The sequence below is a fragment of the Antribacter gilvus genome (genome assembly GCF_003946865.1).
Lineage (GTDB): Bacteria > Actinomycetota > Actinomycetes > Actinomycetales > Cellulomonadaceae > Antribacter > Antribacter gilvus.
This window is the reverse complement of record NZ_QXTH01000003.1, coordinates 213,811-231,703: the sequence shown is the minus strand read 5'-3', so window position 1 is coordinate 231,703 and position 17,893 is coordinate 213,811. Positions and strand designations below refer to the sequence as shown.

18 protein-coding genes are annotated in these 17,893 nt (G+C 73.7%); 9 read left to right on the top strand and 9 right to left on the bottom strand.

Features of this window, described 5'->3' with window-relative positions; genetic code table 11:
• Positions 1-163: 163 nt before the first annotated feature.
• The 3 genes from D1350_RS06835 to D1350_RS06825 all read right to left on the bottom strand — a co-directional run bounded on the left by D1350_RS06835 (position 164) and on the right by D1350_RS06825 (position 2,218).
• Positions 164-421 carry a YlxR family protein gene (locus D1350_RS06835; protein WP_125775218.1) on the bottom strand — a complete coding sequence of 86 codons (258 nt, stop codon included), beginning with the start codon at positions 419-421 and terminating at the stop codon, positions 164-166.
• Between the two features lie 78 nt (positions 422-499).
• The gene (gene nusA, locus D1350_RS06830; protein WP_125775216.1) at positions 500-1,576 is read right to left on the bottom strand and encodes a transcription termination factor NusA; all 1,077 of its coding nucleotides are present in this window, start codon (positions 1,574-1,576) and stop codon (positions 500-502) included.
• Positions 1,577-1,579: 3 nt separating this feature from the next.
• The gene (locus D1350_RS06825) at positions 1,580-2,218 is read right to left on the bottom strand and encodes a ribosome maturation factor RimP (RefSeq protein WP_125775214.1); all 639 of its coding nucleotides are present in this window, start codon (positions 2,216-2,218) and stop codon (positions 1,580-1,582) included.
• 267 nt (positions 2,219-2,485) lie between these two features.
• Here D1350_RS06825 and D1350_RS06820 point away from each other — a divergent pair, with 267 nt between their 5' ends.
• Positions 2,486-3,610 carry a DUF4439 domain-containing protein gene (locus tag D1350_RS06820; protein ID WP_125775212.1) on the top strand — a complete coding sequence of 375 codons (1,125 nt, stop codon included), beginning with the start codon at positions 2,486-2,488 and terminating at the stop codon, positions 3,608-3,610.
• Between the two features lie 57 nt (positions 3,611-3,667).
• Here the strand turns inward: D1350_RS06820 and D1350_RS06815 are convergent, their stop codons facing one another.
• On the bottom strand, positions 3,668-5,506 hold the full coding sequence (locus D1350_RS06815; RefSeq protein ID WP_240643931.1) for a proline--tRNA ligase: 1,839 nt from the start codon (positions 5,504-5,506) through the stop codon (positions 3,668-3,670).
• Between the two features lie 88 nt (positions 5,507-5,594).
• On the opposite strand from D1350_RS06815, the gene D1350_RS06810 reads away from it, so the two are divergent.
• The gene (locus D1350_RS06810; RefSeq protein ID WP_125775210.1) at positions 5,595-6,572 is read left to right on the top strand and encodes an Fpg/Nei family DNA glycosylase; all 978 of its coding nucleotides are present in this window, start codon (positions 5,595-5,597) and stop codon (positions 6,570-6,572) included.
• Between the two features lie 3 nt (positions 6,573-6,575).
• Here D1350_RS06810 and D1350_RS06805 read toward each other — a convergent pair whose 3' ends face one another.
• From D1350_RS06805 to D1350_RS06785, 5 genes are all read right to left on the bottom strand, one after another.
• The gene (locus tag D1350_RS06805; protein WP_125775208.1) at positions 6,576-7,574 is read right to left on the bottom strand and encodes a GNAT family N-acetyltransferase; all 999 of its coding nucleotides are present in this window, start codon (positions 7,572-7,574) and stop codon (positions 6,576-6,578) included.
• A gap of 10 nt (positions 7,575-7,584) precedes the next feature.
• On the bottom strand, positions 7,585-8,727 hold the full coding sequence (gene ispG / locus D1350_RS06800; protein WP_206074449.1) for a flavodoxin-dependent (E)-4-hydroxy-3-methylbut-2-enyl-diphosphate synthase: 1,143 nt from the start codon (positions 8,725-8,727) through the stop codon (positions 7,585-7,587).
• 138 nt (positions 8,728-8,865) lie between these two features.
• The gene (locus tag D1350_RS06795) at positions 8,866-10,179 is read right to left on the bottom strand and encodes a M50 family metallopeptidase (protein ID WP_164545055.1); all 1,314 of its coding nucleotides are present in this window, start codon (positions 10,177-10,179) and stop codon (positions 8,866-8,868) included.
• A gap of 70 nt (positions 10,180-10,249) precedes the next feature.
• Positions 10,250-11,425: a 1-deoxy-D-xylulose-5-phosphate reductoisomerase gene (gene dxr / locus D1350_RS06790; protein ID WP_125775204.1), complete on the bottom strand. Its 1,176-nt coding sequence runs from the start codon at positions 11,423-11,425 to the stop codon at positions 10,250-10,252.
• Between the two features lie 21 nt (positions 11,426-11,446).
• Positions 11,447-12,055, bottom strand: a complete 609-nt coding sequence (locus D1350_RS06785; RefSeq protein ID WP_125775202.1) for a hypothetical protein — start codon at positions 12,053-12,055, stop codon at positions 11,447-11,449.
• Between the two features lie 125 nt (positions 12,056-12,180).
• On the opposite strand from D1350_RS06785, the gene D1350_RS06780 reads away from it, so the two are divergent.
• The 7 genes from D1350_RS06780 to D1350_RS06750 all read left to right on the top strand — a co-directional run bounded on the left by D1350_RS06780 (position 12,181) and on the right by D1350_RS06750 (position 17,888).
• Complete coding sequence (locus D1350_RS06780; RefSeq protein WP_125775200.1) at positions 12,181-12,867, top strand: SIMPL domain-containing protein; 687 nt, start codon at positions 12,181-12,183, stop codon at positions 12,865-12,867.
• 96 nt (positions 12,868-12,963) lie between these two features.
• Positions 12,964-15,084, top strand: coding sequence for a HelD family protein (locus tag D1350_RS06775; protein ID WP_240643930.1), 2,121 nt, complete (start codon positions 12,964-12,966; stop codon positions 15,082-15,084).
• Positions 15,085-15,124: 40 nt separating this feature from the next.
• Complete coding sequence (locus tag D1350_RS06770) at positions 15,125-15,547, top strand: MarR family winged helix-turn-helix transcriptional regulator (protein WP_125775198.1); 423 nt, start codon at positions 15,125-15,127, stop codon at positions 15,545-15,547.
• 80 nt (positions 15,548-15,627) lie between these two features.
• Positions 15,628-16,011, top strand: a complete 384-nt coding sequence (locus D1350_RS06765; RefSeq protein WP_125775196.1) for a hypothetical protein — start codon at positions 15,628-15,630, stop codon at positions 16,009-16,011.
• 26 nt (positions 16,012-16,037) lie between these two features.
• Positions 16,038-16,787: a VWA domain-containing protein gene (locus tag D1350_RS06760; protein WP_206074448.1), complete on the top strand. Its 750-nt coding sequence runs from the start codon at positions 16,038-16,040 to the stop codon at positions 16,785-16,787.
• 100 nt (positions 16,788-16,887) lie between these two features.
• Positions 16,888-17,430, top strand: a complete 543-nt coding sequence (locus tag D1350_RS06755) for a hypothetical protein (protein ID WP_125775194.1) — start codon at positions 16,888-16,890, stop codon at positions 17,428-17,430.
• A gap of 56 nt (positions 17,431-17,486) precedes the next feature.
• Complete coding sequence (locus D1350_RS06750) at positions 17,487-17,888, top strand: MmcQ/YjbR family DNA-binding protein (protein WP_125775192.1); 402 nt, start codon at positions 17,487-17,489, stop codon at positions 17,886-17,888.
• Positions 17,889-17,893 lie beyond the last annotated feature (5 nt).

Sequence of the window (17,893 nt, the reverse complement as noted above, 5' to 3'; positions counted from 1 at the left end):
GGAGGACCGCCATTAGTACCGAGTACTCATCGCTGGGGACTCATCGGGTGCCCATCGGCTTCTGACCCGCTTCCTTGTCGACGAATCGCGTGATGCGGCCGGGGCTCGTGCTCCGGTCGGGACGGTGCCGGCCTGTCGAGGGCCGGCGTGCCTGGTGTCGTGCTCACAGTCCGAGGTGCGCCCGGACGCCCGCCAGGTCGAGCAGGCCGGTGACGCGTAGTGCACGCGGCACGGCCTTGCGACGCTCGGCGAGCTCCAGGCAGCGCGTCGCCGGGTGGACCCAGGCACCGCGCCCCGGCAGGCAGGCCCGGTCGTCGACCACGAGCCGAGGCTGTGGTGCAGAACGATCCAGGACCAGCCGCACGAGAGCTGACCGCTGGTCGCGTTCCCGGCACCCGACGCACGTCCGCACAGGACCCATGAGGTCCGGAGCAGGGTGAGTCGAAGGACGGGCACGCGGCCCAGACTCGGACAGTCTACCGCGCGTGCCCACCGGCCGTTACCGGCGACCGGTGGTGGGGGCGTCCGAAGCACCCCCGGGGGCGTCGCTCCCGTCACCACCCTGAGCGCCGTCAGCGCCCTCGTCGGAGCGGATGTCGATGCGCCAGCCGGTGAGCTTGGCGGCCAGGCGGGCGTTCTGGCCCTCCTTGCCGATCGCGAGCGACAGCTGGTAGTCCGGGACCACGGCACGAGCAGCCCGGGCGTCCGGGTCGACGACCGTGACGGACGAGACCCGAGCGGGCGACAGTGCGTTGCCCACGAAGCTCGCCGGGTCGTCGCTGTAGTCGACGATGTCGATCTTCTCGCCGTGGAGCTCGGCCATGACGGCCCGCACGCGAGCACCCATGGGGCCGATGCAGGCACCCTTCGCGTTGAGCCCCGAGACGCGGGACCGCACGGCGACCTTGGTGCGGTGACCCGCCTCGCGCGCCACGGCCATGATCTCGACCGAGCCGTCCGCGATCTCGGGGACCTCCAGCTCGAACAGCTTCCGCACGAGGTTGGGGTGCGTCCGGCTCAGCGTGATCTGAGGGCCCTTCATCCCGCGGGACACCTCGACCACGTAGGCGCGCAGGCGCTCTCCGTGCACGTACTCCTCGGTGGGCACCTGCTCGTGCGGGGGCAGGATCGCCTCCGTGCCGCCCACCTCGACGAGCACCATGCGAGGGTCGCGACCCTGCTGGATCACGCCGGCGAGGACCTCGCCCTCCTTGCCGCGGAACATGCCGAGGACCTGGTCGTCCTCCGCGTCCCGGAGCCGCTGGACGATCACCTGGCGGGCCGTCGCCGTGGCGATCCGGCCGAAGTCCTTGGGCGTGTGGTCGAACTCGGGCCCCAGCTCGACCGGCACGCGGCCCTCCGGGTCCTCGGGGTCCACCGCGACCGGCAGCTCCTCGCGCGCCCACACCGTCACGTGACCGGTGGAGCGGTCCAGCTCGACGCGGGCCCGCGGGTACGCGCCCGGCGTCCGGTGGTACGCCGAGAGGAGTGCCTGCTCGATGGCGGAGACGAGCACGTCAAGGCTGAGGTCCCTCTCGCGCTCCAGCATGCGTAGCGCGCTCATGTCGATGTCCACGTCTCAGCCCTCCTTGTTGCGGCCGGCATCCAGCGCCTGCGTCGCGTCGTCTTCGTCGTCTGCACTCTCGCGCACCCCGGCCCCGTCGGCATCCGCTGCGGCGGCGCCCAGGTCGTCGAGGTCGTCGAGGTCGTCGCCGTCCTCGTCGAGGTCGTCGTCGTCCAGGTCGTCGTCGCCCTCGATCTCTTCCAGGCGCTTCATCTCGACCTCGACCTGCCCGCGGGCCACGGCCTCCACGGGGATGCGCGCGCCGTCGTCGAGCACCAGGTCGGTGTCCTCGACGGCGACGAGCCGACCCGTGACGGTACCGCCCTCCGCGAGCTCCAGCGTCACCAGCCGCGTGCGGGCACGCTTGAAGTGGCGCAGCTCCGTGAGCGGCCGCGACGTCCCGGGCGTCGAGATCTCCAGGACGTAGGCGCCCGGGACCACGTCGTCGTCTTCGAGCGCCGCCGAGACCGCGCGCGAGGCCGACCCCAGCCTGTCGGAGTCCAGGCTGCCGAGCTCGTCCTCCGGGAGGTCCAGCGTGATCCGCACCACCGAGCGGCTGCCCGCCCGCGTCGTCGTGACGTCCTCCAGGTAGAGCCCTTCGGCCTCCACCACCGGTCCCACCACCTGCCGGACCGCGTCCGCGTGCTGTGCCATCGCCTGCCTCCCGTGGGCTCCCCGTCGCCGGGGGTACGGTCCGAGCCGGAACGGTTCGACCGATGTGCTGTTGTCGCGGCCCGCCGATCGGCGCTCCGGGGAGCGCGCGGCAGGCCGCAGGTGTGCCGAGGTGCACGCCCGGGGTCCCGTGCGTGCTCCGGTCAAGCCTAACGAAGTACCGGCCCCGAGCCCTCCCGGAACAACGTGACGTTCACCGTCACGGTTCCGGCACATCTCGTCGCCCCGGACGTGGCATCATCAGCGACGATGAACCCGCACCGTCGCACCCTGCCCGCCGGCCGGTCCCGTCGCGGTCCCTCCGTGGCCGCGCTCCTGGTGGTGGTCGCTCTCCTGCTGGGAGGGTGCGGGCTGCGGCTCGAGAGCCCGCCCCCGACGGAGCCCGACCCCGACGCGGGCGAGCTCGTGCGGCGCACCGCCGTTGCTGACGCGCTCCTCGTGCGCGACCAGGCCGACGCGCTCGCGAGCACCGGTTCCCTGCCCCCCGAGACGGTCGCGGAGCTGGACCGGGTGTCCGGCGCCGCGGACGCCCAGGTGACCCAGCTCGGCGGGGTCTACGACTCCGGCCTCTCGGACGTGCTCGGCGAGAGCACCGTGTCGCCGTCGGCCACGCCGTCGCCCGTGCCAGCCCCTGCGGACGTGGTCGCCACGCTCGTGAGCGCGGCCGGCCGCAGCAGCACCGCGGCCGACACCACCGAGGACGGGCCGCTCGCCCGCCTCCTGGCGTCGGTCTCCGCCTCGCACACGGTCTCTGCGGCCCGGCTCGCGCCGCTCGTCGGGGTGCCCGCCGCCACGGTGCCCGCCCCGGTGGTGCCGTCGCCGGCGCCCGCGGACGGGGAGGAGCCGGCGACCACCACGACGTCGGCGGCCACGACGGGCGGCGCCACGCCGAGCACGAGCGCCAACTCCGTGACGACGCCCTCCGACGCCGCGACGACGCCGCCAGGCGGCCTGAGCGCCGACAACCTCAGCGCGATCGTCCTCGCCGAGGACGCCGCCGGGTACGCCCTGGAGCTGCGGGCCGCGCGGGAGGACGACGCTGCGGTCCGGGACGGGATGGCGCGGCGCGCGGCCCTCCACCGCGACCGGGCACAGGACTGGGCGGTGCTCGCCGGAACCAGCGGCACGGAGCAGGACCCGCGCGAGGTGGCCTATCTGGTCCCCGGTGCGGACCTGACGGGCCCGGGCCTGGTCCAGGAGCTCGAGGACGGACTCGCCACCGACTACGCCACGCTGGTCGGCGTGGCCGAGCCCGGCACCCGGGGCATCCTCGTCGACCTGCTGATCGACTCCGCCGTCACGAGCACAGCCTGGGGCGCGGCCCCGGCGGCGTTCCCCGGCCTTCCGGAGCAGCCGGAGCCCGCGGCTGCCTGAGCCGCGGCGGCCCGGCGGGCTCCGGCTGCCCCGGCGGGCTCCGGCTGCTCCGTCGGCTCAGGCGAGCAGCGCCTCGACCTTCTCGGTGACCACACGCACCACGTCGGCGACGGGCACCTGCTGCGCCTCACCGACGCGAGGGCGCACCTCGACCAGACCGTCCGCGAGGCCGCGGCCCACGACCACCACGATCGGCACGCCGAGCAGCTCCGCGTCCGCGAACTTCACGCCGGGCGACGCCACCTTGCCGGGCCGGTCGTCGTAAAGCACCTCGACGCCCAGGTCCACGAGCTCCCCGGCGATCGCCTCCGCGGCCTCGAACACCTCGGCGCTCTTGCCCGTGGCGACCACGTGCACGTGCGCCGGTGCCACGTGCGCCGGCCAGGCGAGCCCCTTCTCGTCGTTGTTCGCCTCGGCGAGAGCCGCCAGCGCGCGCGTCACGCCAACGCCGTAGGAGCCCATGGTGACGACGACCCGCTTGCCGTTCTCGTCGAGCACCGTGAGGCCGAGCGCCTGCGCGTACTTGCGACCGAGCTGGAAGATGTGGCCGATCTCGATGCCGCGCGCCAGCTCCAGCGGGCCGGAGCCGTCGGGGGCGAGGTCACCGGCGCGCACCTCGGCCGCCTCGATGGTGCCGTCGGCGCTGAAGTCGCGCCCGGCGACCAGGTCGAAGACGTGGCGCCCCTGCTCGTCGGCGCCGGTGATCCAGCGGGTGCCGGTGACCACGCGCGGGTCGAGCAGGTACCGGATCGCGGAGACCTTGTCGCCCGACTCCGTCTCCACGACCGCGCCCTGCGGCCCGAGCACCTTGGGCCCGATATAGCCCTTGACCAGCTCGGGGTGCGCGGCGAAGTCGGCGTCGCCCGCGGGCTCGGCCTCGGCGGGCGCGACGGCGGCCTCGAGACGCTTGAGGTCCACGTCGCGGTCGCCGGGCAGGCCCACGACCACGAGCTCGCGGCGCCCGTCCGGGTGGACGAGGGCCAGGACCACGTTCTTCAGGGTGTCGGCCGCGGTCCACTCGCGGTCGGGGCGCGGGTACTTCGCGTTCGCGAGCGCCACGAGCGTGTCGATCGTGGGGGTGTCGGGGGTGTCCTCGACGTGCGCCGCGGGCGCGTCGTCGTACGGAACGGCCTCGGGCACCGGGGTCACGACGGCCTCGACGTTGGCGGCGTAGCCCCCGGCCGAGCGGACGAACGTGTCCTCGCCGATGGGCGACGGCGACAGGAACTCCTCCGAGCGCGAGCCGCCCATGGCGCCCGACGTGGCGGAGACGATCACGTACTCGAGCCCGAGCCGGGTGAAGATCCGCTCGTAGGCGTCCCGCTGCTTCTGGTACGACGCCGCGAGGCCCTCGTCGGTCACGTCGAACGAGTACGCGTCCTTCATGATGAACTCGCGGCCGCGGATCAGGCCCGCACGGGGGCGCGCCTCGTCGCGGTACTTGGTCTGGATCTGGTACAGGGCGAGCGGCAGGTCCTTGTACGAGGAGTACAGGTCCTTCACGAGGAGGGTGAACATCTCCTCGTGGGTGGGGGCCAGCAGGTAGTCGCCGTCCTTGCGGTCCTTGAGCCGGAAGATGTTGGGCCCGTACTCCTCCCAGCGGCCGGTCGCCTCGTAGGGCTCCTTGGGCAGCAGCGCCGGGAAGTGCACCTCCTGTGCACCGGACGCGTTCATCTCCTCGCGGACCACTGCCTCGACCTTGGCGAGCACACGCAGGCCCAGCGGCAGCCAGGTGTAGATGCCCGGCGCGGCGCGGCGGATGTAGCCGGCGCGCACGAGCAGCCGGTGGCTGGCGACCTCGGCGTCGACCGGGTCCTCGCGCAGGGTGCGGACGAAGAGGGTCGACATGCGCAGGAGATCGGCACGGCGACCGGAGGAGAGAGGACGGGATGACATGGTGCACAGCCTATCCGCGGGCGCCGGACGGCTCGCCCGGTTTTCCACAGCCGTTGTCAGGAACGGTCCGGGCAGGCAGCATGACTGCATGCCCGAGCTGCCGGAGGTGCAGGCCCTCACCGACTTCCTGCGCGACCGCGCGACCGGTTGCCTCGTCGCCGACGTCCAGGTGGCGTCGATCGCCGCGCTGAAGACGTTCGACCCGCCCGTCACGGCGCTGGTGGGTGCCAAGGTGCTGGGCACGGCCCGGCACGGCAAGTGGCTCGACGTCGTCGTGCGGCCGGTCCGCCCGCCGGACGCCGCCCCGCCGGAGCCGATGGGCAGCCTGGACGCCGAAGCGGGCGACCTGGCCGCGGTGGCGGCCCCCGTCCGTGACACCGAGCTGCACCTGGTCTTCCACCTGTCGCGCGGCGGCTGGGTGCGCTGGTCGGAGCACCAGTCCGCGGCGCCCGTGCGTCCCGGCCGCAGCGGCCCGGCGAAGGCGCCGTCCCTCGCGCTCCGGGTCAGGTTCGACGACGGCTCCGGGTTCGACCTGACCGAGGCCGGCACCCGCAAACGCCTGGCCGTCCACGTGGTCCGCGATCCCCAGGACGTGCCGATGATCGCGACCCTCGGCCCGGACCCGCTCGGCCCCGACTTCACCGCCGAGGTGCTCGCGTCGCTCCTCGCCGCGAAGAACCAGCAGGTCAAGGGCCTGCTGCGCGACCAGAGCGCCATCGCGGGCATCGGCAACGCCTACTCGGACGAGATCCTGCACGCGGCGCGGTTCAGCCCGTACAAGCTCACGCGCACCTTCACGCCGGAGGACACCGCCCGGCTGCACCAGGCGATCGGCGACATCCTCGGGGAGGCGATCGCGGCGTCGTCGGGCAAGCCTGCTGCCGAGCTGAAGGACGCCAAGCGGGCGGGGATGCGCGTCCACGGGCGGGCGGGGCTGCCGTGCCCCGTGTGCGGTGACACGGTGCGTGAGGTCAGCTTCGCGGACCGGTCGATGCAGTACTGCCCCACCTGCCAGACCGGCGGGCAGGTCCTCGCGGACCGCCGGATGTCGCGGCTCCTCAAGTAGTGCTCAGAAGAGGATCGTCGCGAAGGTGCCGACCTGCTCGAACCCGACCCTCCGGTACGCCGCGATCGCGCGGTCGTTGTACGCGTTGACGTAGAGCGACACCACGGGCGCGAACGCCCGGCGCGCCTGGACCACCACGGACGCCATGCCGGACTCGGACCAGCCGCGGCCCCGGTAGGCAGGGTCCACCCAGACGCCCTGCACCTGGGCGACACCCGCCGTGAGCGCGCCGATCTCGGCCTTGAAGGCCACGGCCTGACGGCGGCCCGGTGCGCCGACCGTGCGGATGTAGGAGCGGCCCTCGGCCACGAGGGAACGCACGCGCTCGGCGTACGCGGAGCCGCCGGTCGCCACCGGCGAGTAGCCCACCTCCTCGGTGAACATGCGCACGCAGGCGGGCAGCACGATCTCGAGCTCGTCGAGCCGGGACGGCCGGACCGACGGCTCGGGCGCCACGTCGGGGTCGCGGTCGATGGCGAGGGACGGCTGGTCCGCGCGGATCTCCCGGGCCGACGGCCAGTACGCGGACAGGTGGTCCCAGAGGCCGAGCGCTGCGGCCTGCTCCCCCACCACCGACGACGACCGCCGCCCATGGACGCGGGCGAGCGCCGCGAAGGCGGCGACGGCCTCGGGCCGCACGGCCGGGTCCGGCACCACGGGGACGAGGTTGGCCCCCGCCCAGCACACGGCCTCGAGCCGGCCCGAGGCGGGGAAGCCCCACGCCTGCCCGCCTGCGGCGCTGAACCCCGCCCGCGCGGCGATCTCGAGCCGGGTCGCGGCCAGGACGGAAGTGACGGGGTCCTGGCCGCAGACGGCCAGCGCCTCGGGGAGGTCCTGCTGGCTCAGCGCCCGCGCCTCCTGGCCGGCGCCGTCGGCTCGCCCCGGGCGCGGCGCGTCACCGACCGCCGTGGCCGTCCCGGGCGAAGCGTGCCCTTGGTCGGTTTCGTTCCCCCGGTCCGGGCGTGCCCCGTCCCTGTGGACCGGGGTGCGCCACGGAGCCACGGGCCCTGCCTCAGCCGACCGTCACGACCGGCGAGCCGGCCTGGGCGTCGTTCTCGGGCGCCGGCATGGACTCGGCCAGGCGGAGGGCCTCCTCGATCAGCGTCTCCACGATCATGGCCTCGGGAACGGTCTTGATGACCTCGCCACGGACGAAGATCTGACCCTTGCCGTTGCCGGACGCGACGCCGAGGTCTGCCTCGCGGGCCTCGCCCGGGCCGTTGACGACGCAGCCCATGACGGCGACGCGGAGCGGCACCTCCATGCCCTCGAGACCCGCCGTGACCTTCTCCGCCAGCGTGTAGACGTCCACCTGGGCGCGGCCGCACGACGGGCAGGACACGATCTCGAGCTTGCGCGGGCGCAGGTTCAGCGCCTGGAGGATCTGGTTGCCGACCTTGACCTCCTCGACCGGCGGGGCCGAGAGGGAGACGCGGATCGTGTCGCCGATGCCCTTGCTCAGGAGAGCCCCGAACGCGGTGGCCGACTTGATGGTGCCCTGGAACGCCGGGCCCGCCTCGGTCACACCGAGGTGCAGCGGCCAGTCGCCGCGCTCGGCGAGCATCTCGTACGCGCGCACCATGATGACCGGGTCGTTGTGCTTCACCGAGATCTTGAAGTCGTGGAAGTCGTGTTCCTCGAAGAGGCTCGCCTCCCACACCGCCGACTCGACGAGCGCCTCGGCCGTGGCCTTGCCGTACTTGGCGAGCAGGCGCGGGTCGAGCGAGCCGGCGTTCACGCCGATGCGCAGGGAGACGCCCGCGTCCTTCGCGGCCCGGGAGATCTCCTTGACCTGGTCGTCGAACTTCCGGATGTTGCCCGGGTTCACGCGGACGGCGGCGCAGCCGGCGTCGATCGCGGCGAACACGTACTTGGGCTGGAAGTGGATGTCGGCGATCACGGGGATCTGCGACTTCCGCGCGATGATGGGCAGCGCCTCCGCGTCGTCCGTCGTCGGCACCGCGACGCGGACGATGTCGCAGCCCGCGGTGGTGAGCTCGGCGATCTGCTGGAGGGTGGCGTTGATGTCCGTCGTGGGAGTGGTGGTCATCGACTGGACGCTGATGGGCGCGTCACCGCCCACCTCGACCTTGCCGACGCGGATCTTGCGCGACTGGCGGCGCGGTGCGAGGACGGGTGCCGGCGCAGCGGGCATGCCAAGACTGATAGGAACGCTCACGAGATCAAGTATCCACCGATTCGTGCCCGCCCTCGCACGGGCGGACGCGCGTGCGCCCGGTCCGCCGACGAGCCCGCCGCTATCTCCCCGAATCCTCCACGCCTGACGGCGCCGCTACACGAGCCGGACCGGGTCGATCAGGTCGGCCAGGATCAGCACCGCGCCCACACCCACGAGGGCGACGAAGACCACATAGGTGACCGGCGTCATGCGGGCGACGTCGGCCGGGCCGGGCCGGGGCAGGCTCCGCACCCGGGCGACCGTCCGCTTGGCCCCCTCGTAGAGCGCGTTGACGACGTGCCCGCCGTCGAGCGGCAGGAGCGGGATGAGGTTGAAGACGAAGAGCGCGATGTTGACGCTCGCCAGGAGGCTCAGGACGAAGATGATGCCGTCCTGGACCGTGTCCGCGAGGCTCATCGCCTCGCCCGCGAGCACGGTGACCCCCACGACGCTGATCACCGAGTCCTGGGACCGCGGCTCGTCGGTGAAGGCCTGGTACGCGGCGTCGTAGACGCGCACCGGGAAGGTCAGCAGCATCGTGGCGGTCTGGAGGACGCCCTCGCCGACGAGGGGGAAGACCGCCCCGATCGGCTGGCGGACCCGCTCACGGAGCGGCGCGAACCCGACGAACCCGCCCGGCTCGGTGAGGACCTCGCCGTCCTCGCCCTCGACCGCGAGTCCCTGCTCGTCGGTGACCGCCCGCTCGATCCGCGCGGGCGTGACGTCGAGCGCCACCCGCTCGCCCTCCCGCTCCACGACGAGCGGCACCTCACGACCCGCCGCGCCGTTGATGAGCTCGATGAGGTGCGGCCAGCTCGTCACGGCCTGGCCGTCGAGCTCTACGACGGTGTCGCCGACCTGGAGCCCGGCCGCCACCGCGGGCGCGGGGAGCGCCCCTTCGTCGCACCCCTCGCTCGAGACCGAGGCCGGCACGCACTCCGAGAGCTGGGCCACCGTGGTGGAGGTCTGCATGGCGCCGTAGCCGACGAGGATGGCACCCAGGATCACCACGGCGATCACCAGGTTCACCACCGGCCCGCCGAGCATGACGACGATCTTCTTCGGCGTCGAGAGGTTGTAGAACGCGCGGTGCTCCTCGCCGCGCCGCACCTCCGAGACCGAGGCCTCCCGGGCGTCGTCGATCATGTCGCCCCAGAACCCCCGCGCGCGCGGCGCGTCGGCCCGGGCGGGCGGCATCATGCCGACGAGCCGCACGAACCCGCCGAGCGGAATGGCCTTGATGCCGTACTCGGTCTCACCCTTGGTGCGCGACCAGACGGTGGGCCCGAAGCCCACCATGTACTGGCTCACGCGCACACCGAACTTCTTGGCAGGCACCATGTGGCCCACCTCGTGCAGGCCGATCGAGACGAGAAGGCCCACCGCGAAGATGGCGCCGCCGACAATCCACGGGAGGAGCGTGCTCACGCGCCGAGACTACGTCACGCACCGGGACGCCCGCTGCCCCCTCCCGAGGCCTGTCTCGCCGGACACCCCCCTATCTCGGCGAAGGCGACGAGGCCGTCAGGACCTCCGCCGCGCGTGCCCGCGCCCACGCGTCCGCCTCCAGCACGCCCTCGACGCTCGACGCGTCCCCGCCCCCGTGCTCCTCCACGACGGCCGCGACGGTGTCCACGATGTCCAGGAACCCGATGGCGCCGTCGTGGAACGCGTCGACGCACACCTCGTTCGCCGCGTTGTAGACGGCCGGGAACGTCCCGCCGGCCTCGCCGACCTGGCGGGCGAGGCGCACCGCCGGGAACGCCTCGTCGTCGAGGGGCGCGAACTCCCAGCTGGCGGCCTGCGTCCAGTCGACCGCCACGTCGACGTCGGCGAGCCGCTCCGGCCACGACAGGCCGAGGGCGATGGGCACGAGCATCCGCGGCGGGCCCGCCTGGGCGATGGTGGACCCGTCCACGAACTCGACCATGGAGTGGATCATCTGCTGCGGGTGCACCACCACGTCGATCGCGGAGAACGGCACGTCGAAGAGGAGGTGCGCCTCGATCACCTCGAGACCCTTGTTGACCAGGGTCGCGGAGTTCGTGGTGATGACGCGGCCCATCGAGAAGTTGGGGTGCTTGAGCGCCTGGGCGGGAGTCACGTCGCGCAGCTCGGCCCGCGAGCGCCCGCGGAACGGCCCGCCGCTGGCGGTCACGACGAGCTTGCGCACCTCGGCCCGCTGCCCGGAACGCAGCGCCTGCGCGATCGCGGAGTGCTCGGAGTCCACGGGGACCACCTGGTCGGGCCGTGTCCAGGCCGCCTTGACGAGCGCGCCGCCCACCACGAGGGACTCCTTGTTCGCGAGCGCGAGCGTGGAGCCTGCCCCGAGGGCGGCGAGCGTGGGGCGCAGGCCCACCGAGCCGGTGATGCCGTTGAGCACCACGTCGCTCCCCCGGCCGGCCAGCTCGGTGGCGGCGTCGGGCCCGGCGAGCACCTCGATGCCCGAGGCGCCGGCGTCCGCGAGGTGGGCGAGCAGCGTGGGGCGGGCTCCGGCGTCGGCCACCGCGACGGCGCTCACCCGGAGCGCCGTCGCCTGGCGGGCAAGGCCCGCGAGGTCCGAGCCGCCGGCGCTCAGCGCCTCGACCCGGAAGCGGTCCGGGTTGCGGAGGACGACGTCGATGGCCTGGGTGCCGATGGAGCCCGTGGATCCGAGGATGGTGACGCTACGCATGGCGTCATCCTCCCAGGTCGGTCACGCCTCGAGGCGGCGTGCCTCCGACTCGGTCTCGTCGGCGTCCTCGTCGCGCCCGTCCTTCCGCAGGAGGCCGGAGAGCGCGCGCAGCGACATGGCCCCGTCGGACGACGCGAGGCCGGCACCGGTGGACGTCACCTTCTTCCAGAGGCCGATGGCCTCCTCGGCCACCTCGAGGGCCTGGCTGCGCTGGTCCTCGCCGACGATCTTGTTCGCGACGGTACCGAGCGCGGTCTCGAGGGCGGCCCGCTGCTTCTCCGGCTCGTCGCCGTCCAGGCTCTTGAAGAGGCCCACGGCCTCCGCCGCGAGCGCCGTCGGCGGCTTCTCCTTCTTGGTCATCTCGCTGCCGAACATCGCGAGCGCGACAGCCACGCGCGAGACGGTGCTGCTCACCTCGCCGGGCAGCTTCTCCACGCCCGACTCCAGGAGCTGGTGCAGCCGCGCGGCGGCGTGCGACTCGAGCGTCTGGGTGCGCGGTGCGGCGTCCGCGGGCTCGGGGTCGTTCGTCGCGGCCAGAGGTGCGGCGGCCTGGCTGGGCACGTCCGTCTCGACAGCGGGGGCATGGTCTTCAACCGGCGCGGCCTGTGCCGCTGCGGCGTCAGTCGTCACTGCGTCTCCTCCTGTGGTAATGCGCAGAACGTACCAGAACGAGAGTTCCGTCCGACCCACCGCCCGGCGATCGACGACGGCGTCCGGTGCGCGCGCCGCACCGGCCGTCGTGGTACTCCTGGCTCATGACCCGCATCAGCGTGGAAGGCCACGCACGTCGCACGCACCCCGCCGAGCTCGGCACCGTCCGGCTGTCGGTGACCTTCTCCGGGGCGGACCGGTCCGAGGTGGCCGACGCCGCGGGGCGCGTGCACTCCCGCCTGGTGGACCAGGCGCGGGAGCACGCGTCGTCGGGCGCGGCGACGCGGTGGGACGCCTCGTCGGTGCACGCGTTCTCGTTCGAGGACTGGGTGAAGCCCGAGGCGCACCAGGGCGAGCAGAAGGTGCGGCGCTTCCGCGCTTCGGCGGGGCTCTCCGTCGTGTTCGCCGACTTCGACGCCCTCTCCGCGTGGATCACCGACGTGCTCGACACCGACGGTGTGGACCTCGGGGGCGTCGAGTGGGACCTCACGGAGGAGACGCGTGACACCCTCCTCGCCGAGGTTCGCACCGAGGCCGCCCGGGAGACGGCCGAGCGGGCGCAGGCCTACGCCGCCGCCCTGGGACTGGGCGAGGTGCGGCCGGTCGCCGTGTTCGAGGACGGTCTGCGCCCCGGCGTGGGCGGCCCCGGCGTCGGCCACCCCGAGCGGCGCATGTTCGCCATGGCGGCCGACGCCGGACCCCAGCTCGAGCTCTCCCCCGGCGACCTCGAGGTCACGGCCCGCGTCACCGCGGACTACGAGGCGTCGGCGCCGGTCCGGCAGTCGGTCTGACGGCGGCCGGGGCACACGCTGCCCGACGGCGTGTCACGCGCCGCTCGTCCGCCATGTCCCCTAGGGTAGAAGGCCGCCTTCGAAGGAGCAGCCCTCTTGCCGCACCGCACGGACCCCACGACGAGCCCGCTCACCCGCCAGACCGCCGCCGAGCAGACCCACGTGGACCGCATGTACGCCACCCTCGACCACGCCCGCGAGGGTGCCCGCACCGCCCTCGGCTCCGCGCTCCGCGAGCCCTCCGACGGCCCTGCCGAGCTCCATGCGCGGGAGGCGACCGTCGCCCGGCTGACTCAGCGGCTTCGCCGTCTGGAGGATGCGGAGCACGGGCTCTGCTTCGGGCGGGTCGACACCACGGGCGGCACCGCGCTGCACGTAGGTCGTCTCGGCCTGCAGCACCCCGACCGCCCCGATCCTCTCCTCGTCGACTGGCGCGCCGACGCGGCACGGCCCTTCTACGCCGCCACCCCCGCCGAGCCTCTGGGCCTCCGCCGCCGCCGGCACCTGCGGCTCGACGCGCGGACCGTCCGCGAGGTGAGCGACGAGGTGCTCGACGGGTCCGACCCGGGCGGGGACGACGTCGTCGGCGACGGGCCCCTCGTCGAGGCGCTGGCCGCGGCCCGCACCGGGCAGATGCGCGACGCCGCGGCGACGCTCCAGGCGGAGCAGGACGCGATCGTCCGGTCGGAGCACCGCGGCGTGACCGTCGTGCAGGGCGGGCCCGGCACGGCAAAGACGGTCGTGGCCCTGCACCGCGCCGCGTACGTGCTCTACGCGTTCCCCGGGGTGGCCGACCAGGGCGTCCTCGTGGTGGGGCCCAACGCGAGGTTCCTCGACTACATCGCGCACGTGCTGCCCTCGCTGGGCGAGAACGACGTGCTCCTCGCGACGGTCGGCGACCTCGCGCTCGGCAACCTGGCCGCGGCGAGCCCCGCCCGTCGTGAGGTCGGAGCGGACGGGGCGGGAGGCGACGCCGGGCACCACGAGGTGCGGATCAAGGGCCGGCCGGCCCTGGCGGAGGCCCTGGCCGGGATGGTGCGCGCCCGTCAGGCACCGTCCGGAGGTCTGAGCGTGCCCGTGGGTGGCGACCCCGTGGTGCTCGGCGAGCAGGTGGTGGCCGACGCCCGCGAGCGCGCGACCGGGAGCGGGCTGGCGCACAACCGCGCCCGGGCGGTGTTCAAGGAGCACCTGGCCGAGATGCTCGTCCGGGCGGTCGAGGCCCAGGCCGTGGACCAGCTCGCCCGCCTGGAGGCGGAGGTCTCGCAGATGACCGGCATGGACTTCGACCGGGCCGCGGCCGCCGACCTGCGCGCCCTCGGGCTGGACGACACACCGCGCTCAGACCTCTCCGAGGAGTTCGACCCGGACGCCCTCCGGGACGAGCTCGAGACCGACCCCGCGTTCGACCGCGCCGTCGAGGGTCTGTGGCCCCGACTGGACGCGACGGACCTGGTGCGCGACTTCCTGGAGGAGCCACGGGCGCCCGGGTTGTCGGCCGACGACGCCGAGGTGATCCGCTGGCGCGGCACGTGGACCGTCGCCGACGCCCCGTTGCTCGACGAGGCCGCCGAGCTCGTGGACGGACCGCCCGCCCGGACGTTCGGGCACGTGGTGGTGGACGAGGCCCAGGAGCTCACGCCCCTGCAGTGGCGGGCGGTCCTGCGACGCTGCCCCGCCCGGTCGCTGACCGTCGTGGGCGACTTCGCCCAGGCCGGGCCGGCCACCGAGGCCGGTGGCTGGGACGAGGCCGTCGCCCCGCACGTGGGCGAGCGGTACGAAGTGCGGACGCTCAGCGTCAACTACCGGACGACGACGGAGATCCTCGAGGCCACCCGGGCGCTCCTCGCGCACATCGCGCCGGCCCAGGAGCTCAGCCGGTCGCTGCGGCACGGAGAGCCGCCCCGGGTGCTTGCCTGCGCGGCGGACGAGGCGGCCACGACGCTCCGCAGCGTGCTCGACGAGGAGGCCGAGGCCCACCCCGAGGACCTCGTCGGGGTGGTGTGCGCGGAGGGTGCCGCCGCCCGTCTCGCGGACCTCGTGGAGCGGGCCGGCGCGCGGCTCGTGCCCGCCCCGCAGGCCCGCGGGCTGGAGTTCGACACGGTCGTGGTGGTGGATCCCGACCTGATCGCGTCCGCACGGCCGGGCGGTGAGCGCGACCTGTACGTGGCCCTCACCCGCGCGACGAAGCGGCTGGTGAGGCTGGGTGTCGGCGCCTAGGGTGACTCGGGAAGGCACTGCCGCGACGACAGGAGGCTCTATGCCCGCCATGCGCCCGCTCGGTTACTGGCTCAAGACCGTGGACCGGCTCATCGACGCGCAGTTCGAGGCCGCGGCCGCGGACGCCGGGCTCACCCGGCGCCAGTGGCAGCTGCTGAACGCCACCGGCCACGGGGCGCGCACTCCGGCTGACCTGGACGTCGCGCTGGCTCCGTTCCTGAGCGGCGACGAGACCAGCGCCCCGGACCTGGACGTGCTCGTCCGGAGAGGGCTCGTGGAGCACGCGCCCGACGGCCTGGGCCTCACCGCCGCGGGCCGTGAGACCACGCAGCGGGTCCAGGCGGGCGCCGTGGGGCAGATCCGCGAGCGTACGACGGGCGGCGTGAGCGGCGACGACTATGCGCACCTGCTGACGACCCTGGAGAAGATCGCCCGCAACCTCGGGTGGGAGGACGACGAGTAGGTGCCGTCCCGCTGGTGCGCGCCGAGCCTTCTGGTGTGCACCTATTGCGCGTGTGCAGTAACTGCGCATAGGCTGCTCGTATGACGTCGTCACGAGAGCTTCCGGACCGACCGCACCTCGACCGTGCCCGGGCCGCGCTCGAGGCGGCGGCACTGGCGGAGGCCGACGCCGCCGTCGAGCATCTCGCCCGCGCTCGGGCACTGCTCGACGGGGCGCTCGACGAGGCCATGGCCGAGGCGCTGCTGGCCGGGGCGTCCGTACGGGCGGTCGCGGAGGCCGCCGGGGTGGCGCCGAACACGGTGCCGCCACGCGTGGGGCGCACCGCGGCCCTGGCGCCGTACGGGAGCCACGACGGGCGCGTGACGTCCGAGGGTCTCGCCCGCGCGCGGTACGACCGCGAGCGGGGGCAGGAGCCGCCGCAGGGGCCCACGGTGGAGCCGTTGCGGTTCCGGCGTCGCACCTGATCACAACCACACGGAAGGTGGCCACCATGGCAGACACGAGCTTCACCCACATCGCGATGCTGCTCGACCGGTCCGGGTCGATGCAGGCCATGAAGGAAGCCACGATCCAGGGGTTCGACCTGTTCATGGCCGAGCAGAAGGCCACGCCGGGACGCTGCACCGTGACGCTGGCCCAGTTCGACGACCGGTACGAGGAGGTCTACGCGGACAAGCCCGTCGAGGACGTGCCGTCCCTCGTGCTGGAGCCGCGCGGCACCACCGCCCTGCTCGACTCCATCGCCCGGCTCGTGCACACCACGAGCGAGCGGCTCGCGGCGATGTCCGACGAGGAGCGCCCCGCGACCGTGCTGGTCGGCATCATGACCGACGGGTACGAGAACGCGTCCAAGGAGTACACGAACGCCGCCATCAAGGCGCTCGTCACCGAGAAGGAGACCAAGGACGGCTGGGCGTTCCTGTACATGGGGGCGAACCAGGACGCGATCGAGGTGGGCGCGTCGCTCGGCGTGCGGCGGGACCGGTCCCTGACGTACGACGCGGGGAACGTCGGCGCGGCCATGGCCGCCACGTCGCGCGGGACCGCCCGGATGCGGTACGCGGCGGCGGCGCCGGGCTCGGCGCCCGCCCCTGCCGCGTTCTACACCGAGGAGGACCGGGCCGCGGCCGTCGGGTCCTCCGGCACGCGGGGGTCCGCCCAGCCGCAGCGCCGGGTGGCGACGCCGGCCCCGCCGGCCGCGCCCGGATCGTTCAGCAAGCGGGGCGACGACCAGGAGTAAGGACTCGGCGAACGTGTCTCCTCGCGCTCGCCGGCGCGAGGAGGCCCGCGCGGAGGCCCGCGCGGCGGGCATGTCAGTGGGTCCCGGAATACTCCCCCGCATGACTACGGAACTCCCCGAGGGCGTCTCACTCGACGAGCTGTACGTCGTCCCGGGATCGAAGATGCTGCACTCGGACGACTGCCAGCACCAGACCGAGCAGAAGATCGCCACGATGCGGCCCGCCACCTCGGCGGAGGTCGACCAGCTGGAGCTGTGCAAGTCCTGCCGCCGGGTGCTGAGCGGCAGCCGGCGGCGCTACTTCACCTCCTTCGAGGACGCGCTGGAGGCCTTCCAGGCGCCCCTGGAGAACCGGCCGCGGATGCGAGACATCGCCGGCCGCCCCGACCGGTCTGTCATCTGGATCCCGCCGTCGAGCAGCTACATCGCCGTGGCCCCTGCCCAGGGGGCGGCGTCGACCGCCGAGTTCTACAAGTCGTACGTGGCGCACCGGGTCGACGGCGTCCTCACGCGGGAGGAGCTGCCCGTCGCCTACGAGGTCTCCGACGGCGGCACCCGGAAGCCCGCCGAGCGGGAGCGGGGCGTGTGCACGTCCTGCTACCTGGAGCTGCTCCCCTCCGGGCGCTGCGGGGAGTGCGACTGACGCCACGCCGGAGCCCCGCTGTGTCGTCGCGCGGCCGCTGTGGCTACTGTCGGACCATGGCCACGTTCGACGACGTCCGACGGCTCGCCCTCGCCCTGCCCGAGGTGACCGAGAAGGTCTCCTGGGGATCGCCGATGTGGTGCGTCCGCGACAAGGGGTTCGTCTGGGACCGGCCGCTGCGCACCAAGGACCGGGCCGAGCTGGGCGCTGCGGCGCCGGTCGGGGCGATCCTCGGCGTCCGGGTGGCCGACGAGGGCGAGAAGCAGGCGCTGATCGCCGCGAACCCGGACGTCTTCTTCACCGTCTCGCACCTCGACGGGTACCCCGCGGTCCTGCTGCTGCTCGACGCGATCTCGCCGGAGGAGCTCGAGGAGCTGGTCGTGGACGCGTGGCTGGACCGCGCACCGAAGCGGCTCCGGGACGACTACCTCGCCGCCAGGGGTCCGGGCGCGGAGTAGCGTCC